The organism is Bradyrhizobium sp. F1.13.3 (genome assembly GCF_040548265.1).
Taxonomy (GTDB): Bacteria; Pseudomonadota; Alphaproteobacteria; order Rhizobiales; family Xanthobacteraceae; genus Bradyrhizobium.
Genome location: NZ_JBEPRI010000002.1, coordinates 506,589 through 526,856 on the forward strand (window position 1 = coordinate 506,589; position 20,268 = coordinate 526,856).

Annotated in this window: 17 protein-coding genes; 6 read left to right on the forward strand and 11 right to left on the reverse strand. The window is 64.3% G+C overall.

Translation table 11 applies throughout. The annotated features are described in order from the left end of the window. Window positions 1–170: 170 nt before the first annotated feature. The 4 genes from pcaG to pcaF form a co-directional block, all read right to left on the reverse strand. Window positions 171–761 carry a protocatechuate 3,4-dioxygenase subunit alpha gene (gene pcaG, locus ABIB66_RS07190; protein WP_354064572.1) on the reverse strand — a complete coding sequence of 197 codons (591 nt, stop codon included), beginning with the start codon at window positions 759–761 and terminating at the stop codon, window positions 171–173. Beyond that, on the reverse strand, window positions 762–1,463 hold the full coding sequence (pcaH, locus tag ABIB66_RS07195) for a protocatechuate 3,4-dioxygenase subunit beta (protein ID WP_275168614.1): 702 nt from the start codon (window positions 1,461–1,463) through the stop codon (window positions 762–764). 91 nt (window positions 1,464–1,554) lie between these two features. After that, the gene (locus ABIB66_RS07200) at window positions 1,555–2,448 is read right to left on the reverse strand and encodes a dioxygenase family protein (RefSeq protein WP_354205908.1); all 894 of its coding nucleotides are present in this window, start codon (window positions 2,446–2,448) and stop codon (window positions 1,555–1,557) included. A gap of 123 nt (window positions 2,449–2,571) precedes the next feature. Next, complete coding sequence (pcaF, locus tag ABIB66_RS07205; RefSeq protein WP_354205906.1) at window positions 2,572–3,780, reverse strand: 3-oxoadipyl-CoA thiolase; 1,209 nt, start codon at window positions 3,778–3,780, stop codon at window positions 2,572–2,574. A 216-nt stretch (window positions 3,781–3,996) separates the two neighbouring features. Here pcaF and mutS point away from each other — a divergent pair, with 216 nt between their 5' ends. Further along, window positions 3,997–6,735: a DNA mismatch repair protein MutS gene (mutS, locus tag ABIB66_RS07210; RefSeq protein ID WP_354205904.1), complete on the forward strand. Its 2,739-nt coding sequence runs from the start codon at window positions 3,997–3,999 to the stop codon at window positions 6,733–6,735. 33 nt (window positions 6,736–6,768) lie between these two features. Here mutS and ABIB66_RS07215 read toward each other — a convergent pair whose 3' ends face one another. The 6 genes from ABIB66_RS07215 to ABIB66_RS07240 form a co-directional block, all read right to left on the reverse strand. Continuing rightward, the gene (locus tag ABIB66_RS07215; RefSeq protein WP_354205902.1) at window positions 6,769–8,445 is read right to left on the reverse strand and encodes a methyl-accepting chemotaxis protein; all 1,677 of its coding nucleotides are present in this window, start codon (window positions 8,443–8,445) and stop codon (window positions 6,769–6,771) included. 369 nt (window positions 8,446–8,814) lie between these two features. Continuing rightward, window positions 8,815–9,615 carry a hypothetical protein gene (locus ABIB66_RS07220; protein ID WP_354205900.1) on the reverse strand — a complete coding sequence of 267 codons (801 nt, stop codon included), beginning with the start codon at window positions 9,613–9,615 and terminating at the stop codon, window positions 8,815–8,817. 180 nt (window positions 9,616–9,795) lie between these two features. Further along, entirely contained in the window at window positions 9,796–10,305 is a 510-nt protein-coding gene (locus tag ABIB66_RS07225) for an OsmC family protein (protein ID WP_027566043.1), read from the reverse strand. 69 nt (window positions 10,306–10,374) lie between these two features. Continuing rightward, window positions 10,375–11,160 (reverse strand): ABC transporter ATP-binding protein, encoded by a 786-nt coding sequence (locus ABIB66_RS07230; RefSeq protein WP_354205897.1) that lies wholly within the window; start codon window positions 11,158–11,160, stop codon window positions 10,375–10,377. Window positions 11,161–11,164: 4 nt separating this feature from the next. Further along, window positions 11,165–12,010, reverse strand: coding sequence for an ABC transporter permease (locus ABIB66_RS07235; protein ID WP_354205895.1), 846 nt, complete (start codon window positions 12,008–12,010; stop codon window positions 11,165–11,167). A 229-nt stretch (window positions 12,011–12,239) separates the two neighbouring features. Then, entirely contained in the window at window positions 12,240–13,211 is a 972-nt protein-coding gene (locus tag ABIB66_RS07240; RefSeq protein ID WP_354205893.1) for an aliphatic sulfonate ABC transporter substrate-binding protein, read from the reverse strand. Between the two features lie 187 nt (window positions 13,212–13,398). Here ABIB66_RS07240 and ABIB66_RS07245 point away from each other — a divergent pair, with 187 nt between their 5' ends. Together ABIB66_RS07245 and ABIB66_RS07250 are read left to right on the forward strand one after the other, a co-directional pair. Continuing rightward, window positions 13,399–16,188: a [protein-PII] uridylyltransferase gene (locus tag ABIB66_RS07245; RefSeq protein WP_354254630.1), complete on the forward strand. Its 2,790-nt coding sequence runs from the start codon at window positions 13,399–13,401 to the stop codon at window positions 16,186–16,188. Between the two features lie 35 nt (window positions 16,189–16,223). After that, window positions 16,224–16,409 carry a hypothetical protein gene (locus ABIB66_RS07250; protein ID WP_354205889.1) on the forward strand — a complete coding sequence of 62 codons (186 nt, stop codon included), beginning with the start codon at window positions 16,224–16,226 and terminating at the stop codon, window positions 16,407–16,409. A gap of 9 nt (window positions 16,410–16,418) precedes the next feature. On the opposite strand, the gene ABIB66_RS07255 is transcribed toward ABIB66_RS07250, so the two are convergent. Then, complete coding sequence (locus ABIB66_RS07255; RefSeq protein ID WP_354205887.1) at window positions 16,419–16,949, reverse strand: methylated-DNA--[protein]-cysteine S-methyltransferase; 531 nt, start codon at window positions 16,947–16,949, stop codon at window positions 16,419–16,421. A gap of 9 nt (window positions 16,950–16,958) precedes the next feature. Here ABIB66_RS07255 and ABIB66_RS07260 point away from each other — a divergent pair, with 9 nt between their 5' ends. From ABIB66_RS07260 to ABIB66_RS07270, 3 genes are all read left to right on the forward strand, one after another. Then, a complete protein-coding gene (locus tag ABIB66_RS07260; RefSeq protein WP_354205885.1) occupies window positions 16,959–17,402 on the forward strand; it encodes a DUF1304 domain-containing protein in 444 nt (147 codons plus the stop codon). A gap of 134 nt (window positions 17,403–17,536) precedes the next feature. Beyond that, window positions 17,537–18,763: an ABC transporter substrate-binding protein gene (locus ABIB66_RS07265; RefSeq protein WP_275168634.1), complete on the forward strand. Its 1,227-nt coding sequence runs from the start codon at window positions 17,537–17,539 to the stop codon at window positions 18,761–18,763. 229 nt (window positions 18,764–18,992) lie between these two features. Further along, window positions 18,993–20,219: an ABC transporter substrate-binding protein gene (locus ABIB66_RS07270; RefSeq protein ID WP_354205882.1), complete on the forward strand. Its 1,227-nt coding sequence runs from the start codon at window positions 18,993–18,995 to the stop codon at window positions 20,217–20,219. Window positions 20,220–20,268: the final 49 nt, after the last annotated feature.

A 20,268-nucleotide genomic window follows, 5' to 3' on the forward strand; every position in this document is an offset into this window, starting at 1 on the left:
CCTAAAGGATTACGGTAAACGCGGGATTGCATCGCGCGGAAATTGCATCGCGCGAACTCCGAAAAAATACGGGAAACGGCGTCAGGTGAACGGTTTCGGGCAGCGAAATCAGGCCCGTCCTCCGCTGTCGTCCCGGATCGGCGCTCTGCCTGTCCGGGACGAGGCTGGGCTCACACGTCGAAAAACACCGTCTCGTTGTCGCCCTGAAGCCGCAAGTCGAGCCGGTAAACCGGCTTGCCGACCTCTCGCACGGCCGTCAGCGTAGCGCGGCGGTCGGCGGGCACCACCGCCAGCACGGGATCGGCGGCATTGCTGGCCTCGTCGCTGAAATAGATGCGGGTATAGAGATGCCGCAGCATGCCGCGGCCAAACACCGCAAGCAGGATATGCGGTGCCTGCGGCTTGCCGTCGGGATCGGGCACCGCACCCGGCTTGATGGTTTCAAAGGAATAATTGCCGTCCTTGTCGGTGCCGCAGCGGGCAAAGCCACGGAAGCTCGCATTCGGCAGCGCGCGCTTGTCCTGCGGATCGGCGAAGCGCCCCTGCGCGTCGGCCTGCCAGATCTCCAGCATGACATCGGGCACGGCGACGCCATCGCCATCGAACACGCGGCCCTCGATACGGACGCGGTCGCCGGTGACGTCGGGCGTCAGGGTCGAGTTGGTGAACGCATCGTTCCAGGCATACTCGCCGGTCGGCGTCAGGCCGTATTTGAAGAACGGGCCGACAGTCTGTGACGGCGTGATCCCATTGTCCTGCACTTAATGGTTCTCCATAGGGGTGGCGTTCTTGCCGCGCAGCACGACGTCAAAGCGGTAGCACAGCGCCCATTCGGGCTGGGTGTTCTCGAGATCGAACGACGACACCATCCGCGCCCGCGCCTTCTCGTCCGGCACCGAATTGAAGATCGGATCGAACGGGAATAGCGGATCGGCCGGGAAGTACATCTGCGTCACGAGACGCGTGACGAAGGAATGGCCGAACACCGAGAGATGGATGTGTGCGGGACGCCAGGCGTTGTGATGGTTGCCCCACGGATAGGCGCCAGGCTTGATCGTGACAAAGCGATAGTACCCGGAGGCGTCGCTCACGGTGCGGCCGGCACCCGTAAAGTTCGGATCGAGCGGAGCCGGATGCTGGTCGCGGACGTGAACGTAACGGCCGCAGGAATTGGCCTGCCAGATCTCGACCAGCGAGTTCGGCACGCCGCGGCCGTCCTCATCGCGCACATGGCCGTGCACGATGATGCGTTCGCCGAGCGGCTCGCCGGTGTGCTGGGTGGTGAGGTCGTTGTCGCCCTTGCGCACGGTCTCGTGGCCGTAAACCGGCCCGGTCAGCTCCGACAGCGTATGGCGCATCGGGATCAAGGGCTTGTTCGGCGCGCGCTTGATCGAGCTCTTGTACTCGGGCGACAGCGGCAACGGATGCGCCGTGTTGCTGTCGACGGGATAGATGAATGTCATTGGCGAACTCCTCCCCGGTCCTTTTTCGACCGGTCAACGCTTCCGCCAATCATTATAGGATATAACTAATTGGGGGAAGCGGCTTTGAGCCCTATTTGATCGGCGGACGCGGCAGGACGGCCTCGCCGGCTTCGAGCCGGTAGACATGGTCGAGCGAATACCAGGGCGTCGCGACGTCGCGCTCGGTTGGATGTGGCGTGTCATGGCGCAGGAACTTGCCGATCAGGGCCTTCGTCACGCCGAACTGCACATCGCTGTCGATATGCGGATCGGCGGGGTCGTAGACCTGCGAGATCAACACCTTGAATCCGGGCTTGAAGACCAGGGCGTGCAGGTGCGCGGGACGATAGGGATGCCGGCTCTGCGCCTCCAGGAGCCGGCCGACCACGCCGTCGGTCGGAATGGGATAGCCGACCATCATCACGGAGCGGAAAGAGAAGGCTCCGTCCTGGTCGGTCGTAAACTTGCCGCGCAGGTTCATGTCGGCCTGCTCGGGGTCCTGGTTTTCATAGAGACCAACCGGCGAGGCGTGCCAGACGTCGACCTCGGCGCCGGCGACGGGACGGCCGTCCTTGTCCACGACGCGGCCGTTGACGAACAGCGGCGCGCCCGGGGTCTCGGAGCGGACGATCGATCCGCCATTTTCCACCCGCGGCGAGTTCAGCCGCCAGAACGGTCCGAGCAGCGACTGGTCGGTTTCCGTGTTGCCCTCATCGCCATTGTTCAGCAGGCACACCAGCGGCGAGACGCCGAGCGAGCCTGCCATCAGCACGACCTCGTTATGCGTGTCGGTCGAGAGCTTGCCTAGCTCGGCGATAACAGCCGTGGCGTCGCGGAATTCCTTCTCGGTCAGGCGAACGTCGCGGACAAAACCGTGCAGATGCTTGACCAGGGAGACCATGATCTGGCGCATCCGGGGATCGGATGTCTGCTCCATCACCGCCAATGCCGCGGCCGTGACGTCCTGCTCGCGCGCGATGATCATGGGATGCTCCCTCACCTTGCGTCATGGCCGGGCTTGTCCCGGCCATCCACGACCTTCTTCTCGCGGCACCAAGAACGTGGATGCCCGGGACAAGCCCGGGCATGACGAGTCTGGGGCGTCCGGTCAATTCAGCTTCTCGATCGCGACGGCAACGCCCTGGCCGACGCCGACGCACATGGTGGCGAGCGCCAGCTTGCCGCCGCGCTTCTCCATGCCGTGCACGGCGGTGAGCGCAAGGCGCGCGCCGCTCATGCCGAGGGGATGACCGAGTGCAATCGCGCCGCCGTGCGGATTGACGAAATCGGCATCGTCGGCAACGCCGAGCTGGCGCATGCAGGCGATACCCTGCGAGGCAAAGGCTTCGTTGAGCTCGATCAGGTCGAAATCGCTGATTTTCTTGCCGAGACGCTCCATCAGCTTGCGGGTGGCCGGCACCGGGCCGATGCCCATGATGCGCGGCGGCACGCCGGCCGACGCGAGGCCGAGGATGCGCGCGCGCGGCGTCAGGCCGTGCTTCTTCACGGCGGCCTCGGACGCCAAGATCATCGCGGCGGCGCCGTCGTTGACGCCGGAGGCGTTGCCGGCGGTCACCGTGCCGGGATTGCGCACGATCGGCCTGAGCTTCGTCAGCGCTTCCAGCGTGGTCTCGGGACGCGGATGCTCGTCCTTATCGACGGTCACAGGGCCGGCCTTGCCGCCAGGAATGGTGATCGGGATGATCTCCTCGGCGAAATAGCCGGCCGCGATCGCGGCGCCCGCGCGCTGCTGCGAGCGGATTGCGAAGGCGTCCTGATCGGCGCGCGAGACCTGGAATTCCTCGGCGACGTTCTCGCCGGTCTCGGGCATCGCGTCGACGCCATACTGCGCCTTCAGCACCGGATTGATGAACCGCCAGCCGATCGTGGTGTCGAATATCTCAGCCGAGCGGGAGAACGCTTCCTGCGCCTTGCCCATCACGAAGGGCGCGCGCGTCATGGATTCGACGCCGCCCGCAATCGCAAGCTCGATCTCGCCGGAGCGGATGGCGCGGCCGGCCGCACCGACCGCATCGAGACCGGAGGCACAGAGCCGGTTCAGGGTCTGGCCGGGAACTGAATCCGGCAGGCCCGCAAGCAGGAGCGCCATGCGTGCTACGTTGCGGTTGTCCTCGCCGGCCTGGTTGGCACAGCCGAAGAAGACCTCGTCAACCTCTGCCCAATCGAGATTGGGATGCTTGGCCATCAGCGCCTTGATCGGGGCCGCCGCAAGGTCGTCGGCACGCACCTTGGCGAGCGAGCCGCCGAAACGGCCGATCGGGGTCCGCACGGCATCGCAGATAAAGACGTCACGCATCGTTATTCTCCCTGAATGCCGCGATCCGGCCTAAATTCTTCAATGTCGACGGAGTTTTAGGAGGGCGCCCGCGGCAGGTCAATTGACCGATACGCGCGTGTTCCTGGGGGTGCGCACGCGAGTTGCGCATGCCGCGGTGCGGACAACGTGGAAAACCTCCCCTCCCCGCCCAAAGCGATAGGAGCGCGGGGTGAAATTTTGTAGGTTGCGCCGCCCATGACGATGCAACAGCCGATCCCTATGCCGCCCCCCGACGAAGCGCCCGCGCCGCAGGCGGAAGCTGCCGCGCGCGTCACGCCGATGATGGAACAGTACCTTGAAATCAAGGCGGCGCATCAGGGCCTCCTGCTGTTCTACCGGATGGGCGACTTTTACGAGCTGTTCTTCGAGGACGCCGAGATCGCCTCCAGGACACTCGGCATCGTCCTGACCAAGCGCGGCAAGCATCAGGGCGCCGATATCCCGATGTGCGGCGTGCCGGTCGAGCGCTCGGAGGATTATTTGCACCGGCTGATTAGCGCCGGCCACCGGGTCGCGGTGTGCGAGCAGACCGAGGATCCCGCCGCCGCCAGGGCGCGCGGCAACAAGAGCGTCGTGCGCCGCGGCGTGGTGCGGCTGGTCACGCCGGGCACGCTGACCGAGGACACGCTGCTCGACGCGCGCGCCAACAATTACCTGCTGGCGCTCGCGCGCGCGCGCTCATCGGCGGGCGGTGACCGCTTTGGCCTCGCCTGGATCGACATCTCGACCGCCGAATTCACGGTGACGGAATGTTCGGGCGGCGAACTCGCCGCCACGCTGGCGCGCATCAATCCGAACGAGGTGATCGTCACCGACGCGCTCTATAACGATAGCGAGCTCGGACAGACCCTGCGCGAGCTGCCGGCGGTGACGCCGCTGACCCGCGACGTCTTCGACGGCGCCACCGCCGAGAAGCGGCTGTGCGACTATTTTGCCGTCGCGACCATGGACGGACTGTCCCAGCTCACGCGGCTGGAAGCCACTGCTGCCGCCGCCGCCGTCACCTATGTCGACCGCACCCAGGTCGGCAAGCATCCGCCGCTGTCGCCGCCAGCGCGCGAAGCTTCGGGTGCGACGATGGCGATCGATCCCGCCACCCGCGCCAATCTCGAACTGACGCGGACACTGGCCGGCGAACGCCGCGGCTCGCTGCTCGATGCGATCGACTGCACGGTGACCTCGGCCGGCTCGCGCCTGCTGGCGCAGCGGCTTGCCGCGCCGCTGACCGATGCGGCAGCGATTGCGCGGCGGCTGGATGCCGTCGGCAGCTTCGTTGCCGACTCGGCCGCGCGCGAGGACATCCGCAGCATCCTGCGCGGCGCCCCGGACATGTCGCGGGCGCTGGCCCGTGTATCCGTCGGCCGCGGCGGGCCGCGCGACCTCGCCGGCCTGCGCGACGGCATCATCGCCGCCGACCAGGTGCTGATGCGGCTTGGCGAACTCGACCAGCCGCCGCATGAGATCGCCGTGGTGATGGCGGCGCTGCAAAGGCCATCGCGCGAGCTCGCGGCGGAATTCGCCAGGGCGCTCGACGATCAGCTGCCGCTGATCAAGCGCGACGGCGGGTTCGTTCGCCAGGGCTATGAGCCTGCGCTGGACGAAACGCGAAACCTGCGCGACGCCTCGCGCCTGGTGGTGGCCTCGATGCAGGCGCGCTACGCCGACAACACGGGTGTGAAGGGCCTCAAAATCCGGCACAACAACGTGCTCGGCTATTTCGTCGAGGTCACCGCGCAGCACGGCGACAAGCTGATGTCGGCGCCGCTGAACGCGACTTTCATCCACCGCCAGACGCTGGCCGGCCAGGTCCGCTTCACCACCTCGGAACTCGGGGAGATTGAAGCCAAGATCGCCAATGCCGGCGACCGCGCACTCGGGCTCGAGCTCGAAATTTTCGAGCGGCTCTGCGCCAAGGCTTTGGCAATCAGCGAGGAGCTGCGCGCCGCGGCCCACGCCTTTGCGCTGCTCGACGTCGCGACCTCGCTGGCCAAGCTGGCGATCGACGAGAACTATGTGCGGCCCGAGGTGGACCCCTCACTCGGCTTCGCCATCGAAGCCGGCCGCCATCCCGTCGTCGAGCAGGCCTTGAAGCGCAATGGCGAGCCGTTCATCGCCAATGCCTGCGACCTCTCGCCGGGCCCCGCGCAAAAATCCGGCCAGCTCTGGTTGCTGACCGGTCCGAACATGGCCGGTAAATCGACCTTCCTGCGCCAGAATGCGCTGATTGCTCTTCTTGCTCAAATCGGAAGTTTCGTGCCGGCGACACGCGCGCGGATCGGCATCATCGATCGCCTGTTCTCGCGTGTCGGCGCCGCCGACGATCTCGCCCGCGGCCGTTCCACCTTCATGGTCGAGATGGTCGAGACGGCTGCGATCCTGAACCAGGCCGGCGAGCGCGCGCTCGTGATCCTTGATGAAATCGGCCGCGGCACCGCGACCTTCGACGGCCTCTCGATCGCCTGGGCCGCGATCGAGCACCTGCACGAGACCAACCGCTGCCGCACGCTGTTCGCGACGCATTATCACGAGCTGACGGCGCTCTCCGCCAAGCTGCCACGGATGTTCAACGCGACCGTGCGGGTGAAGGAATGGCAGGGCAACGTTGTATTCCTGCACGAGGTGTTGCCGGGCTCGGCCGATCGCTCCTACGGCATCCAGGTCGCCAAGCTCGCAGGCCTGCCGCCAGCCGTGATCACGCGCGCCAAATCGGTACTGGCGAAGCTGGAAGCCCAGGACCGCGGCCAGACCGCGCGCGCGCTCGCCGACGATCTGCCGCTGTTCGCAGTGCCCTCACGCGCCGCCGCAGAAGCCGCGCCGCCGAGCGAGGCCGAACTGCTGATGGCCGCGGTGAAGGCGCTGCATCCGGACGAGATGTCGCCACGCGAAGCGCTCGATGCGCTGTATGCCTTGAAGGCCAAGCTGCCGAAGGAATGAGGTGCCGTAGGACCTCCTACGGTTCTAGGCGCGTTACGCCCTTGCCGCGATCGCCGCTGCCTCGGCTGCCGCGCGCTGCATGCTATTCGACATCTCGTTCGTGACCGTGCTCTGCTCCTCGACGGCGGCGGCGGTCGACGTCACATATTCGCTGACGCTGGTGATCGCCTGCTTGATCGAACCGAGCGCGCTCACGACGTCGCCGGAGATGCCGTTGAGGCTACCGATCTCAGCGCCGATCTTGTCAGTGGCCTGCTTGGCCTGGTTGGCGAGGCTCTTCACTTCGGAAGCAACTACGGCGAAGCCGCGGCCGGCTTCGCCGGCGCGGGCGGATTCGATGGTGGCGTTAAGTGCCAGGAGGTTGATCTGCCCGGTGATGTTGTTGATGAGCTCGACGATCCCGCTCATCGCCAGCGCCGCTTCAGTGAGGCGCTGGGCCTGGGCATCAGCGGACGCGACCTGCTCCACCGCACTCATCGCCGTCTCGCGCGATTTGGTCATGGCCTCGGAGATCTCCCGCACCGAGGCATTCAGCTCTTCCGATCCGGCGGCGACCGATTCCATCATGCCGCGAACGCGCTCGTTGCCCATGCGGACCAGCACCTGCTTCGTGACGTCGGTCGCATATTTCACGACCTTGAACGGCTTGCCATTGAGATCCATGATCGGGTTGTAGGAGGCCTGGATGTAGACCTCCTTGCCGCCCTTGCCGATGCGCTTGTATTCGGCCGCCTGATACTGACCGCGGTTGAGCGCCGCCCAGAACTCGCGATAGCCATTGCCATCGCGCTCCGACGGCTCCACGAACATGCTGTGGTGCTTGCCCTTGATCTCAGCCAGCGAATAGCCGAGGGCGCCGAGGAAATTGGGGTTAGCGGTGATGATCGTGCCGTCCATGTTGAACTCGATCACCGCCTGCGCCTTCTCGATCGCCGAGATCTGGCCGGCAAGGTCGGCATTCTTCAGCTTCTCCGCCGTGACGTCGGTCGCGAATTTGGCGACGCCGAAGGGTTTGCCGTTCTCATCGAGGAGCGGATTGTAGGAGGCGAGAATCCAGACCTCACGACCGCCCTTGCCGATGCGCTTGAACTCGCCGGCCTGGTATTCGCCACGGTTGAGCGCGGCCCAGAACTCGCGATAGGCCGTGCCGTCGCGCTCGGCCTGTGGCACGAAGAGGCTGTGATGCTTGCCCTGGATCTCGGTCAGCGAATAGCCGAGCGCGTTGCAGAAATTCTCGTTGGCGGTGACAATGGTGCCGTCGAGCTTGAACTCGATCACGGCCTGGGCCCGGCTGATGGCGGCGATCTTCGACGCGTCCGTCATGCTCCGGATCCTCTTCTCGGTGATGTCGGTCGCAATCTTTGCGACCATCACCGTCTTGCCGTTGCCGTCGAGCACCGGATTGTAGGATGCTTCGATCCAGACCTCACGGCCGCCCTTCGCGATCCGCTTGAACTCGCGTGCCTGATACTCGCCACGGTTCAATGCAGCCCAGAACGCCTTGTACTCGGCGCTCTCGCGCTGATCGGCCGGCATGAACATGGCATGCTTCTTTCCCTTGATCTCGTCGAGGGAGTAGCCGAGGGCGTTCAAGAAATTCTGGTTGGCGCTCAGGATCGTGCCATCTATGGCAAACTCGATCATGGCCTGCGAGCGGCCGATGGCAGCGAGCTTAGCATCCGCGTCGTTGCGGGACTTGCGGCCAAACATGGGAATCTCCAAATTATGAAATGGCGTAACGGGGATCACGGGACGTGACGGCGGCAACACGTGCCGAATTCCAATCGACAATTCCGCCGGTAAAAGTCGCATGGCGAAGACCGAGGCGGGTACGCAAGGTCAGTCGTACGGGAAAGAGTCGAATAAAGTTCTAACGGATTTTTGGAGATCGACGGGCAAAAGGAGCAACTTGGCGCTGCACGAACGTTCTCTCGCACGCGGCAGCCGCGATCGCGTCACTTGAAATGAGACTTGTTGTTCAACGCGTTGCGGAACATGGACGCGCTGTTGGCGCAAACGGGTTTCACCGAAGGAGGCCGTTCGCGACTCGATATTGCGCTATCCGTAGTGTCACGGTGCTTATCGCGCCTTGTGCAGCGTACGCCGCCCGATCCCCCACAGCGTAAGATTCCAAACGATGCACGTGGCGAGTGCAAGCCCAAGACCGATGGCGGAGCCGAACCACACGACCGCAACGTGCAATACCGCGATTGCCATTCCGAATCCGAGCAGGCCCCAGGCCGAATTGGCCAGCACCGCGGCGGTCGGCGGACCGCCGATGCGTGGATGCAGGATCAACATGATGCTGGAGAACACCACCGGATACAGCGCGATGATGCCGCTGATGCGGGGACCGACCCAGCCCGAGGTCGAGACGACAATGGCGACCAGGGTCGCGACCAGCGCGGCCCGCATCGGCACGTCATACCAGCGCCGCGTCACCAGTGGCATCTTCACGTAGCGATAGCCCGCGAGCAGCGGAATGCAGATGCCGAACGCGATCAGATTGGCTGCGAGCCCGGCGGTGAGCGACCAGTCGAACTGCTTGATGATCGAGGCGAACACGATCCAGACCGCGACCGCGCTTCCGCAACTCACCAGCAGGCTGCGCCGCTGTGCCAGCACCACATAGGCAACGCACATGAAGATCGTCGCTGCATTGACCGGCAAGCTCGACAGTGCGCCCTGCGCGATGAAGGCGGCATCGTGGTCGAGCGCGAGGAAGACGTAGGATGGTCCGGCCGAAACCGGCAAGGTCGCGACCAGCGCGCCGATCACCGGCCCTGAGCGCTCGGTGATGATCGACGCCGTCACGACGAACGCTGCTGCGATCGCCATGCGCAGCAGGAGGATGAGGATGAAGTGGAGCTCGGGGGACATTTTTTTCTTTGTCGTCCCGGCGAAGGCCGGGACCCATAACCACAGGCTGCGCTGTGTTGGACGAATCGTGGTTGTCAGTATCGCAAGACAATCAGCATCGGGGTCATTGGTCCCGGCCCGCCGTGCGCAATTGCGCACTAGGCCGGGACGACATCGATTGTTGGCCTTGCGACCTCGCAGTCACATCCGCTGCATCGACACCGACACCTTCGGGCCGTTCTTGATGGTCTGATAGACCACGCAATAGCGCTCGGTGAGCTTGAGCAGCAGGTCGAGCTTGTCTTGCGGCGCATCAGTGTCGACGTCGAAGCGCAGACGTATCTCGGCGAAGCCGACCGGGGTCTCCTTGTCGACGCCGAGCGTGCCGCGGAAATCGAGATCGCCCTCGGCGTAGACGTTGCCGGTCTTCAAAGGTACCTCGATCGCGGTCGCGACCGATTTCAGCGTGACGCCGGCGCAGGCGACCAGCGCCTCGAGCAGCATGTCGCCGGAGCAGAGCTCGAGGCCGGAGCCGCCGGTCGCGGGATGCAGGCCGGCCATTGCTATGGCGCGGCCGGTCTCGACCTTGCAGGCGATGCCCTCGCTGTCGGTCGAGCCCTTGGCCTTCAACGTGATCATCGCGGTCTTGGGATCGGTCTTGTAGCGCTCCTTGATCGGGGCCTGCATCTGGCGCAGTGCTGCGGCGTCCATTTTGTCTCTCCCGGGAAAATCGTCTCTGCGAAGTACCGGATTGCGATGTACCGGCTCAGAGAGAAATTGTCACCACCACATGGCCTGACCGGGACCCTGGGTTGCGTCACGGTCGGGCACGCTGCGGTCGAGCGAACGGTCGAGTGACGTCAGCACACTTCGCTTGAAATTCTCGAACAGCGGCGAATTGCGGTCGCGTGGCCGGCCGAGATTGATCTCGATCTGGTCGAACAGCCGGCCCGGCCGCGGCCGCATCACCAGCACCCGGTCGGCCAGCACCACGGCCTCGTCGACGTCATGCGTGACGAGGATGAGCGTCGGCCGCGTGTCGGCCCAGAGATCGAGCAGATGATCCTGGAGGTCCCTGCGGGTGAAGGCATCGAGCGCCGAGAACGGCTCGTCGAGCAAGAGCACCTCGGGCTGCGGCACCAGGGCGCGGGCGATCGCGACGCGCTGTGCCTGCCCGCCCGAGAGCTCGCGCGGCCAGGCCTGCGCTTTCTCGGCGAGCCCGACACGCTCGAGCGCACGCGCCACCTTTTCACGCCGCTCGGTCGCGGGCCCGTCGGCAAGACCAAAGCCGATATTGTCGGCGACGCTGAGCCAGGGCAGCAGCCTCGGCTCCTGGAAGATGATGCCGATCTTGGCATGCGGCGAGGCGATCGGCTCGTTGTCGAGCGTCACCGTGCCCGAGCTTGCGCGGTCGAGCCCCGCGATGGCGCGCAGCAGCGTGGACTTGCCGCAGCCCGAGCCGCCGATGATGGCGACGATCTCGCCTTGCCTGATCTCGGCGGAAAAGCGCGCCAGCGCCTGCACGCCGTTGGGATAGGTCTTGCTGACCCGGTCGAGCGCCAGCATCGCCTTATGCTCCCGTCGTACGCCCGAAGGCGTCCTGCCAGCGCAGGAAGGGCGCGGCCGCGATCTCGATCAGCCAATCCGTGAGCTTGCCGAGGATCGCGAAGATCACGATGGCGGCGAGGATCTGCGCGGGCTTGCCGAGCTGCTGACCGTCGAGCAGGAGGTAGCCGAGGCCTTCAGACGCGCCGATCAGCTCGGCCGCCACCACGAACATCCAGCCCAGACCAAGACCGACGCGCAACGACACGACATAGGCCGGCAGCACCGCGGGCAGCAGGATACGGCGGATCATGGCAGGTCCGGAGAGACGGAAGGTGCGACCGACCTCGACGATCTTGCGATCGACGATGAGGATCGCGCCCATCACGCCGAGATAGACCGGGAAGAACACGCCGACCGCGATCAGCGCGATCTTCGAGGTCTCGAAGATGCCGAGCCAGAGGATGAACAGTGGCACCCAGGCCAGCGATGGAATTGCACGCAGCGCCTGTACGGTCGGATCGAGCAGCCGCCGCGCCAGCGACCAATAGCCGGATATGGCGCCGAGCAAGGTGCCCGCGACCACGCCGAACGCAAAGCCAAGGCCGACGCGCCACAGTGTCGCGGCGATGTGACGGCCCAGTTCGCCGGAGCGGGCAAGATCAGCGATGGTGGCGAACACGCGCGAGGGCGGCGGCACCAGCCGGCCGTTGGACCAGCCGAGCCAGACTAGGAGTTCCCAGCCAAGCGCGAGGGTCAGTGGCAACAGCAATCCCAGTGTCGGCCCCGCATAGCGCGACAGCCGCGAGGGCGCGGCGGCGCTTTCAGCAGGTTCCGAGGTTTGTTGCAGCACTGGCGCGTCGGAGATCATGGCCGTAGGAAGCGCGTCTGATCGGGGATTGCAAGGGCGCGCGACACTCTCGGCGTCGTCCCGTACAAGCGCAGCGAAGCGGAGCGCAGATCCGGGACCCATAACCACAGGGAGAAGTGGTTACGGGGACTCGGAGTTACCCTTTGGCCCCAAACCGCTTCCTGCGGTTATGGGTCCCGGGTTCGCTTCGCGCCCCGGGACGACGACCGAGTTTGCCGCGCACCTGCCTTCAATTCGTCGGCAGCGGAACCTGGTCGTCGATCAGAGCGTCGAGCGTTGCCTTCACATCGACCTTGGCATCGACGACGCCGGCCTGCTGCAAAGCGAGGCCCGCGGCGAGGATCGATTCGCGCTGGGGCGCGCCGATGCGGCTGTGGGTAAGCTCAGTGCGCTCCTTGAGCTGCTTGTCGACGACAGGCTCCGGCAGCTTGGTCACGGCGATGAAGGTCTTCTTGAGCTCGTCGTAATTCGCCAGCGAATATTTGCGCGCCTCTTCGTACACCGCGAGCACGCGGCGCGCGGCGTCAGGATAGTCTTTCAAAAACTGCTCGCGCACATTGAGGATGCCCCAAGTGTTGGCGTCGGCCTTGCGGTAGAACAGTTTCGCGCCGTCCTCGACCTCGGCCTGCGCCATCATCGGATCGAGCCCGGCCCACGCATCGACGTCGCCGCGGATCAGCGCGGTCTTGCCGTCGGCGTGCTGGAGCAGCACCGGGGTGATGTTCTTTTCGGTGAGACCTGCGCCAAGCAATGCGCGCACCAGGAAGATGTGCGGATCGGTGCCGCGCGTCACCGCGACGCGCTTGCCCTTGAGGTCGGCCACATCAGCGATCTTGGAATCCTTTGATGTCACCAACGCCGTCCATTCGGGCCGCGAATAGACGTAGATCGACTTGATCGGGTTGCCGTTGATACGCGCGACCAGCGCCGCCGAGCCCGCGGTCGAGCCGAAATCGATCGAGCCCGCATTGAGGAATTCGAGCGCTTTGTTGGAGCCGGCCGACTGCACCCAGGTGACGGTGATGCCGTCCTTGGCGAACTCCGTTTCCAGGAGCCCCTTCTGCTTCAGGACCATCGACACCGGATTATAGGTCGCCCAGTCGATACGGATTTCCTTGAGCGGATCCGCCGCCCGCGCCGCGGCGGACACGGCAAGAGCGACCGCTCCCGCCAGCAGTATGCGTCGTGTAAACCTGGTCATGCCCGGCCTCCTCAAAACTTCATTGTTTTTCAATGAGTTATATCTAGAGGTCAACGAGAAAATCCATCCCTCGAAAGCGCGCCGGCTGAGAACAGCTTTGCCCAAAGCCGCACCTTTCCAGCATGGAACGACCATTGCGAGAGAATGGCGGGTGACAGCGCCTGCCGCCTCTTATATCCGGTGAGACATGGACAGCGTCGCGACTGAGCAAAAGGCCGAGGTGGACGATCGCTTCGACACCGCGCGGATCACCGCCGCGGTCGATGCGCTTGCCGAGAAGCATCAGGGACGCGAGGACGCGTTCCGCACGGCCATGGCGCAACTGCTCAAGGCCGAGCTGATTGCGTCGCGCGCCGCGGCACAGACGATCCTGCTGAAGGATCGCCACGGCCGGCGCTGCGCCGAGCGGCTGTGCCACGTGCAGGACGAGATCATCCGCATCCTGTATTCGGCGGCAACGCGCCATCTCTACCGCTCGCCGATCCCGAGCGGTGCCGAGCGCATGGCGGTGGTGGCGACCGGCGGCTATGGCCGCGGCCTGATGGCTCCCGAGTCCGACATCGATCTGCTCTTCATTCTGCCCTACAAGCAGACCGCCTGGGGCGAGCAGGTCGCCGAGGCCATCCTCTATTGTCTCTGGGACATGGGGCTGAAGGTCGGTCATGCCACGCGCTCGGTCGACGAGTCGATCCGGCAGGCGCGGGGCGACATGACGATCCGTACCGCGATCCTGGAGACACGCTTCCTCACCGGAGACCGGCCGCTCTATGACGAGCTGGTCGCCCGCTTCGACAAGGAGGTCGTGCAAGGCACCGCGTCGGAATTCGTCACCGCGAAACTCGCCGAGCGTGAGGAGCGGCATCGCCGCGGCGGCCAATCGCGTTATCTGGTCGAACCCAACGTCAAGGACGGCAAGGGTGCCCTGCGCGACCTGCACACGCTGTTCTGGATCGCGAAGTACGTCTACCGCGTGAGCGACACCGACGAGCTGGTCGGCCGCGGCGTATTCGACGCGCAGGAATACCGCACCTTCCGCCGCTGCGCCGACTTCCTCTGGTCGGTGCGCTGCAATCTTCACTTCCACTCCGGCCGCGCCGAAGAGCGCCTCTCCTTCGACCTCCAGCGTGAGATCGCGGTCCGGCTCGGCTACACCTCGCATCCCGGCATGCAGGACGTCGAGCGCTTCATGAAGCACTACTTCCTGGTCGCCAAGGAAGTCGGCAATCTCACCGCCATCCTCTGCGCCAAGCTCGAGGACCAGCAGGCCAAGCCCGCGCCGGTGCTGAGCCGGATGATGGCGCGGCTGCGCCCCACCGCGGTGAAGCGGCGGGTGCCCGACAGCGACGACTTCATCGTCGACAACAACCGCATCAATGTCGCCGCGCCCGACGTCTTCAAGCACGATCCGGTCAATTTGATCCGCATCTTCCGCCTGGCGCAGAAGAACAATCTCGCCTTCCACCCGGACGCGATGCGTGACGTGACGCGTTCGCTCGGCCTGATCAACGCGCAGATGCGCGAAAATCCCGAGGCCAACCGGCTGTTCATGGAGATCCTGACATCCGACAATGCGGAAATCGTGCTGCGGCGGATGAACGAAACCGGCGTGCTCGGCCACTTCATCCGCGCCTTCGGCAAGATCGTCTCGATGATGCAGTTCAACATGTATCATCACTACACCGTCGACGAGCATTTGATCCGCTGCGTCGGCTTCCTCCAGGACATCGAGCGCGGCGGCATCGAGGAATTCGCGGTGGCGAGCGACCTGATGCGCAAGATCCGGCCTGAGCATCGCTCCGTGATCTACATTGCGACGCTGCTGCACGATGTCGCCAAGGGCCGGCCCGAGGATCACTCGATTGCCGGCGCCAAGGTGGCGCGACGGCTTTGCCCGCGGCTCGGCTTCAGTCCGGCCGACACCGAGCTCGTGGCCTGGCTGATCGAGGAACATCTGACGATGTCCACGGTCGCGCAGTCGCGCGATCTCTCCGACCGCAAGACCATCGAGAATTTCGCCGCCGTGGTGCAGTCGGTCGAGCAGATGAAGCTGCTCACGATCCTGACCACCGCGGACATCCGCGGCGTCGGTCCGGGCGTGTGGAACGGCTGGAAGGCGCAGCTCTTGCGCTCGCTGTACTACGAGACCGAACCGGTGCTGACGGGCGGCTTCTCGGAGGTTGACCGCGGCAAGCGCCTCACGGCCGCATACGCCGAATTCCGTAACGCCTTCGCGGAATGGCCGGCGGAAGAGCTCGACGCCTATATCGGCCGGCACTATCCGGCCTATTGGCTCAAAGTCGAGCTGCCGCGCAAGATCCGCCATGCGCGCTTCGTCCGTGCCAGCGAGCAGGCCGGCCACAAGCTCGCGATCAATGTCGGCTTCGACGAGGTGCGTGGCGTCACCGAGCTGACCATCTTCGCCGCCGACCATCCCTGGCTGCTGTCGATCATCGCGGGCGCCTGTGCCTCGGCCGGCGCCAACATCGTCGATGCCCAGATCTACACCACGACCGACGGGCGCGCGCTCGACACGATCTCGATCTCCAGGGAATACGATCGCGATGAGGACGAGGGCAGGCGCGCCACGCGCATCGGCGAGATGATCGAGGACGTTCTGGAAGGCAAGCTGCGTCTGCCCGAAGTGGTGGCGCGGCGCACCGTGCGCGGCAAGGCGCGGCCGTTCGTGATCGAGCCGGAAGTGACCATCAACAACCAATGGTCCGACCGCTACACAGTGATCGAAATGTCCGGCCTCGACCGGCCCGGCCTGCTCTACGAGCTGACCACCGCGATCTCGAAGCTCAACCTCAACATCGCCTCGGCCCATGTCGCGACCTTCGGCGAGCGCGCCCGCGACGTGTTCTACGTCACCGATCTCCTGGGCGCACAGATCAGCGCGCCGACGCGCCAGGCCGCGATCAAGAGCGCGCTGACCCACGTGATGGCCGGCGACAAGGCGGTTGCGCCTGCGGCGTGAGGCCAATCTCTGGGTCCCAAAAGGATTGTTGACCTATGGCTGATTTTCTTCCGGTGGAGTCTATCATCACCCAACGGCTCGAACAGGGCGGGTGGCGCGTGATCGAGCGTCGCGCCGACCTTACCGACATTCCAATCGCTGATTTCGTCTCGCTTCGAGACGCGGACGAATGGGTTGCCTGGAGGCAGGGAACTCCGAGGATCAACCCCAATAGCACTTGATGCGTTGCCTCAGATTTCCACCCCCTCATGCCGCAGCAGCCAGCGCTTGCGCGCGAGGCCGCCGCCATATTTCACCAGAGAACCATCGGCGCCGATCAGGCGGTGGCACGGCAGCACCACGCTGATCGGGTTGGAGCCGTTGGCATGGCCGACGGCGCGAATGGCCTTGGGCATGTCGATCCTGGCGGCGAGCGCGCCGTAACTCATCGTGGTGCCGGCAGGGATTTGCGCTAACGCATTCCAGACCTTCTGCTGAAACGGCGTGCCGGCAATGCGCCAGGCGATGCCTGAGAGCTGGCCGAGGTCGCCGTCGAAATAGCCCGACAGCGCGGTCCGCATGGCCGCGGGCGCGAGTTGGTCACTCAGCTCCACCACACCGTAATGCAGGCGCAAAAGCCCGCGCATGCGGTGCTCGTAATCCTCCCAGTCGAGCGCGCGCAAGGCGCCCGCGGCGTCGGTGACCAGCAGCGCAATCCCGATCGGCGTCGCCAGCCGATCGAGGCCGAAGCTTACAGGTGGGTTGGTCGGTCGCGCGGGCATTGCAGCACCATGGCATCGAAACACGCCATCGCACTTGCCACGCCCGCCGTGCTAACGTCCACCCGAAAGCTGACGCTGGGGGAGCTCAACTTGATCTGGATCGCGAATATCCTGGTGGCGCTGGTCGCCGCACTGCACGCTTACTTCCTGATCCTGGAGATGTTTCTCTGGGACAAGCCGCAGGGCTTGAAGGTCTTCCGCAACACGCCGGAGAAGGCAGCAATCACAAAGGTGCTGGCCGCCAACCAGGGGCTCTATAATGGCTTCCTGGCCGCAGGCCTGGTCTGGGGGCTTGTGCACGGCAATCCGGCCTTCGCGTTCCAGATCAAGGCGTTCTTCCTGCTTTGCGTGATCGTGGCCGGCGCTTATGGCGCGGCGACCGTCAGCACGCGCATCCTGATGGTGCAGGCGCTGCCGGCGGCGCTCGCGCTGTTAGCGTTGTTCCTGACCTGAGACGCCATAGCGCGGCGCCGCGATCCTTGCGCGTCGCCTGCCGTTCCTCCACAATCTCCGACAGCGATGGCGACCGTTGGCAATCAACGGGAAAAGACCGTCGGTCGGAAATTCCGTCAGGAGGAACAACCCACATGAGCAATCGCAGAGCCTTCATCACTGCCACGGCGGCGCTCGCCTTCGCGTTCTCCGCCAACCAAGCTCTCGCCCAGAAGAAATACGACACCGGCGCGAGCGACACCGAGATCAAGATCGGCCAGACCGTGCCGTTCTCCGGGGCCTATTCCGTCTACGCCAATATTGGCAAGACCCAGGCCGCCTACTTCAAGATGATCAACGATCAGGGCGGCATCAACGGCCGCAAGATCAATCTGATCCAGTATGACGATGCCTATTCGCCGCCGAAGACGGTCGAGCAGGTGCGCAAGCTCGTCGAAGGCGACGAGGTGCTGTTCACCTTCCAGATCATCGGCACAGCCGCGAATGCCGCCGTGCAAAAATATCTCAACGGCAAGAAGATCCCGCAGCTCCTGGCCTCGACCGGCGCTGCGCGCTTCAACGATCCGCAGAACTATCCCTGGACCATCGCCTATAATCCCAACTACGTGTCCGAGGGGCGCATCTACGCCAAGTACATTCTCAAGGAGCATCCGAACGCCAAGATCGGCGTGCTCTACCAGAACGACGACATGGGCCGCGACTATCTCGCCGGCCTCAAGAGCGGGCTCGGCGACAAGGCCGCCAGCATGATCGTCGGCGAAGTGTCCTACGAGGTCACCGATCCAACGGTGGACTCGCAGGTGGTCAAACTGAAGTCGCTGGGCGCCGACCTTTTCTACGACGCCTCTACGCCGAAATTCGCGGCACAGGCGATCAAGAAGGTGGCCGAGCTCGGTTGGACGCCGGTGCACATTCTCGACATCAACGCGAGCCCGATCTCGGCGACGCTGAAGCCGGCTGGCCTCGAGATCTCCAAGGGCATCATCTCCACCCAATACGGCAAGGAGCCCAGTGATCCCCAGTGGAAGGACGATCCGGGCGTGAAGGCCTTCTTTGCCTTCATGGACAAGTATTTTCCGGAAGGTGACAAGCTCAATACCGTCAACACCTATGCTTATTCAGTCGCCGAATTGCTGACGCAAGTGCTGAAGCAGTGCGGCGACGACCTGTCGCGCGAGAACGTCATGAAGCAGGTCGCCAACATCAAGGACTTCACCCCGAGCTTCGCGCTGCCCGGCATCAAGATCAACACCGGGCCGAACGACTACCGCGTCAACAAGCAGATGCAGATGATGAAGTTCAACGGCGAGCGCTGGGAGCTGTTCGGCCCGATCATGGAGGATGCGGGTCCAGCGGGTTAGTCTCTCGGAGATTTCATAGGGTGGGTCACGCCCGGCGGACGCGCTTCGCGCATCCGCCGGGGCCGGCCCACCTTACGAACCTGCTACGAAGCCGCGCATGCTACGAACTACGGGCGCACGCCAGCTTGCGTTGCAACAATGCCTCCTCCACTATCGCCCTCAGCGGTGACATCAGGTGCGCACATGCGCACCCGATTGATCACCGGCGATAAACACTGAGGAAATGCGAATGAGGAATGGAATTCCGCATCTGGCCACGGCAACGGCGCTGACCCTGGCGCTGTCGGTCTCGGCGGCCAATGCCCAGAAAAAATATGATCCGGGCGCCAGCGATACCGAGATCAAAGTCGGCCAGACCGTGCCGTTCTCGGGACCGGCGTCGGCCTATGCGTCGATCGGCAAGACCCAGGCCGCCTATTTCAAGATGATCAACGACCAGGGCGGCATCAACGGCCGCAAGATCAACCTGATCCAGTATGACGACGCCTACTCGCCGCCAAAAGCGGTGGAGCAGGTGCGCAAGCTGGTCGAGAGCGATGAGGTGCTCTTGACCTTCCAGATCATCGGCACGCCATCGAATGCGGCCGTGCAAAAATATCTCAACTCCAAGAAGGTGCCGCAGCTGTTCGCGGCCACGGGCGCCTCGAAGTTCACGGACCCGAAGAACTTTCCGTGGACGATGGGGTACAACCCAAACTATTTCGTCGAAGGCCGCATCTACGGCCAGTACATCCTGAAGGAATATCCAAAAGCCAAAGTCGGCGTGCTCTATCAGAACGACGACCTCGGCAAGGACTATCTGAACGGCATCAAGGCCGGACTCGGCGACAAGGCCGCCAAGATGATCGTCAACGAGTCCTCCTACGAAGTCTCGGACCCGACGGTCGATTCGCAGATCCTCAAGATCAAGGATGCGGGCGCCGATCTGTTCTTCAGCGCCAGCACGCCGAAGCAGGCGGCGCAGGCGATCAAGAAGATCGGCGAGATCGGCTGGAAGCCGGTACAGATCGTCGACATCAACGCCACCTCGGTCGGCGCGGTGATGAAGCCTGCCGGTCTCGACGCCGCCAAGGGCGTGATCAGCGTCAATTACGGCAAGGATCCGCTCGATCCGACCTGGAAGGACGATGCCGGCCTGAAGAAGTATTTCGATTTCATGGCGAAGTACTATCCGGACGGCGACAAGGATTCGAACTTCAACACCTACGGCTACGGCACCGCCCAGCTTCTGGCCCACGTGCTGCAGCAGTGCGGCGACAACCTGACGCGCGAAAATGTCATGAAGCAGGCGGCGTCGCTAAAGGACGTGACCAGCGATATCGCCCTGCCCGGCATCAAGGCCAACACCTCGGCGACCGACTACCGCGTCAACAAGCAGCTTCAGATGATGAAGTTCAACGGCGAACGCTGGGAGCTGTTCGGCCCGATCCTGGAGGATGCGGGTCCGGCGGGCTAGTTCCGCACGGTCATTCCGGGCTGGCGCGCAAGCGCCAGACCCGGAATCT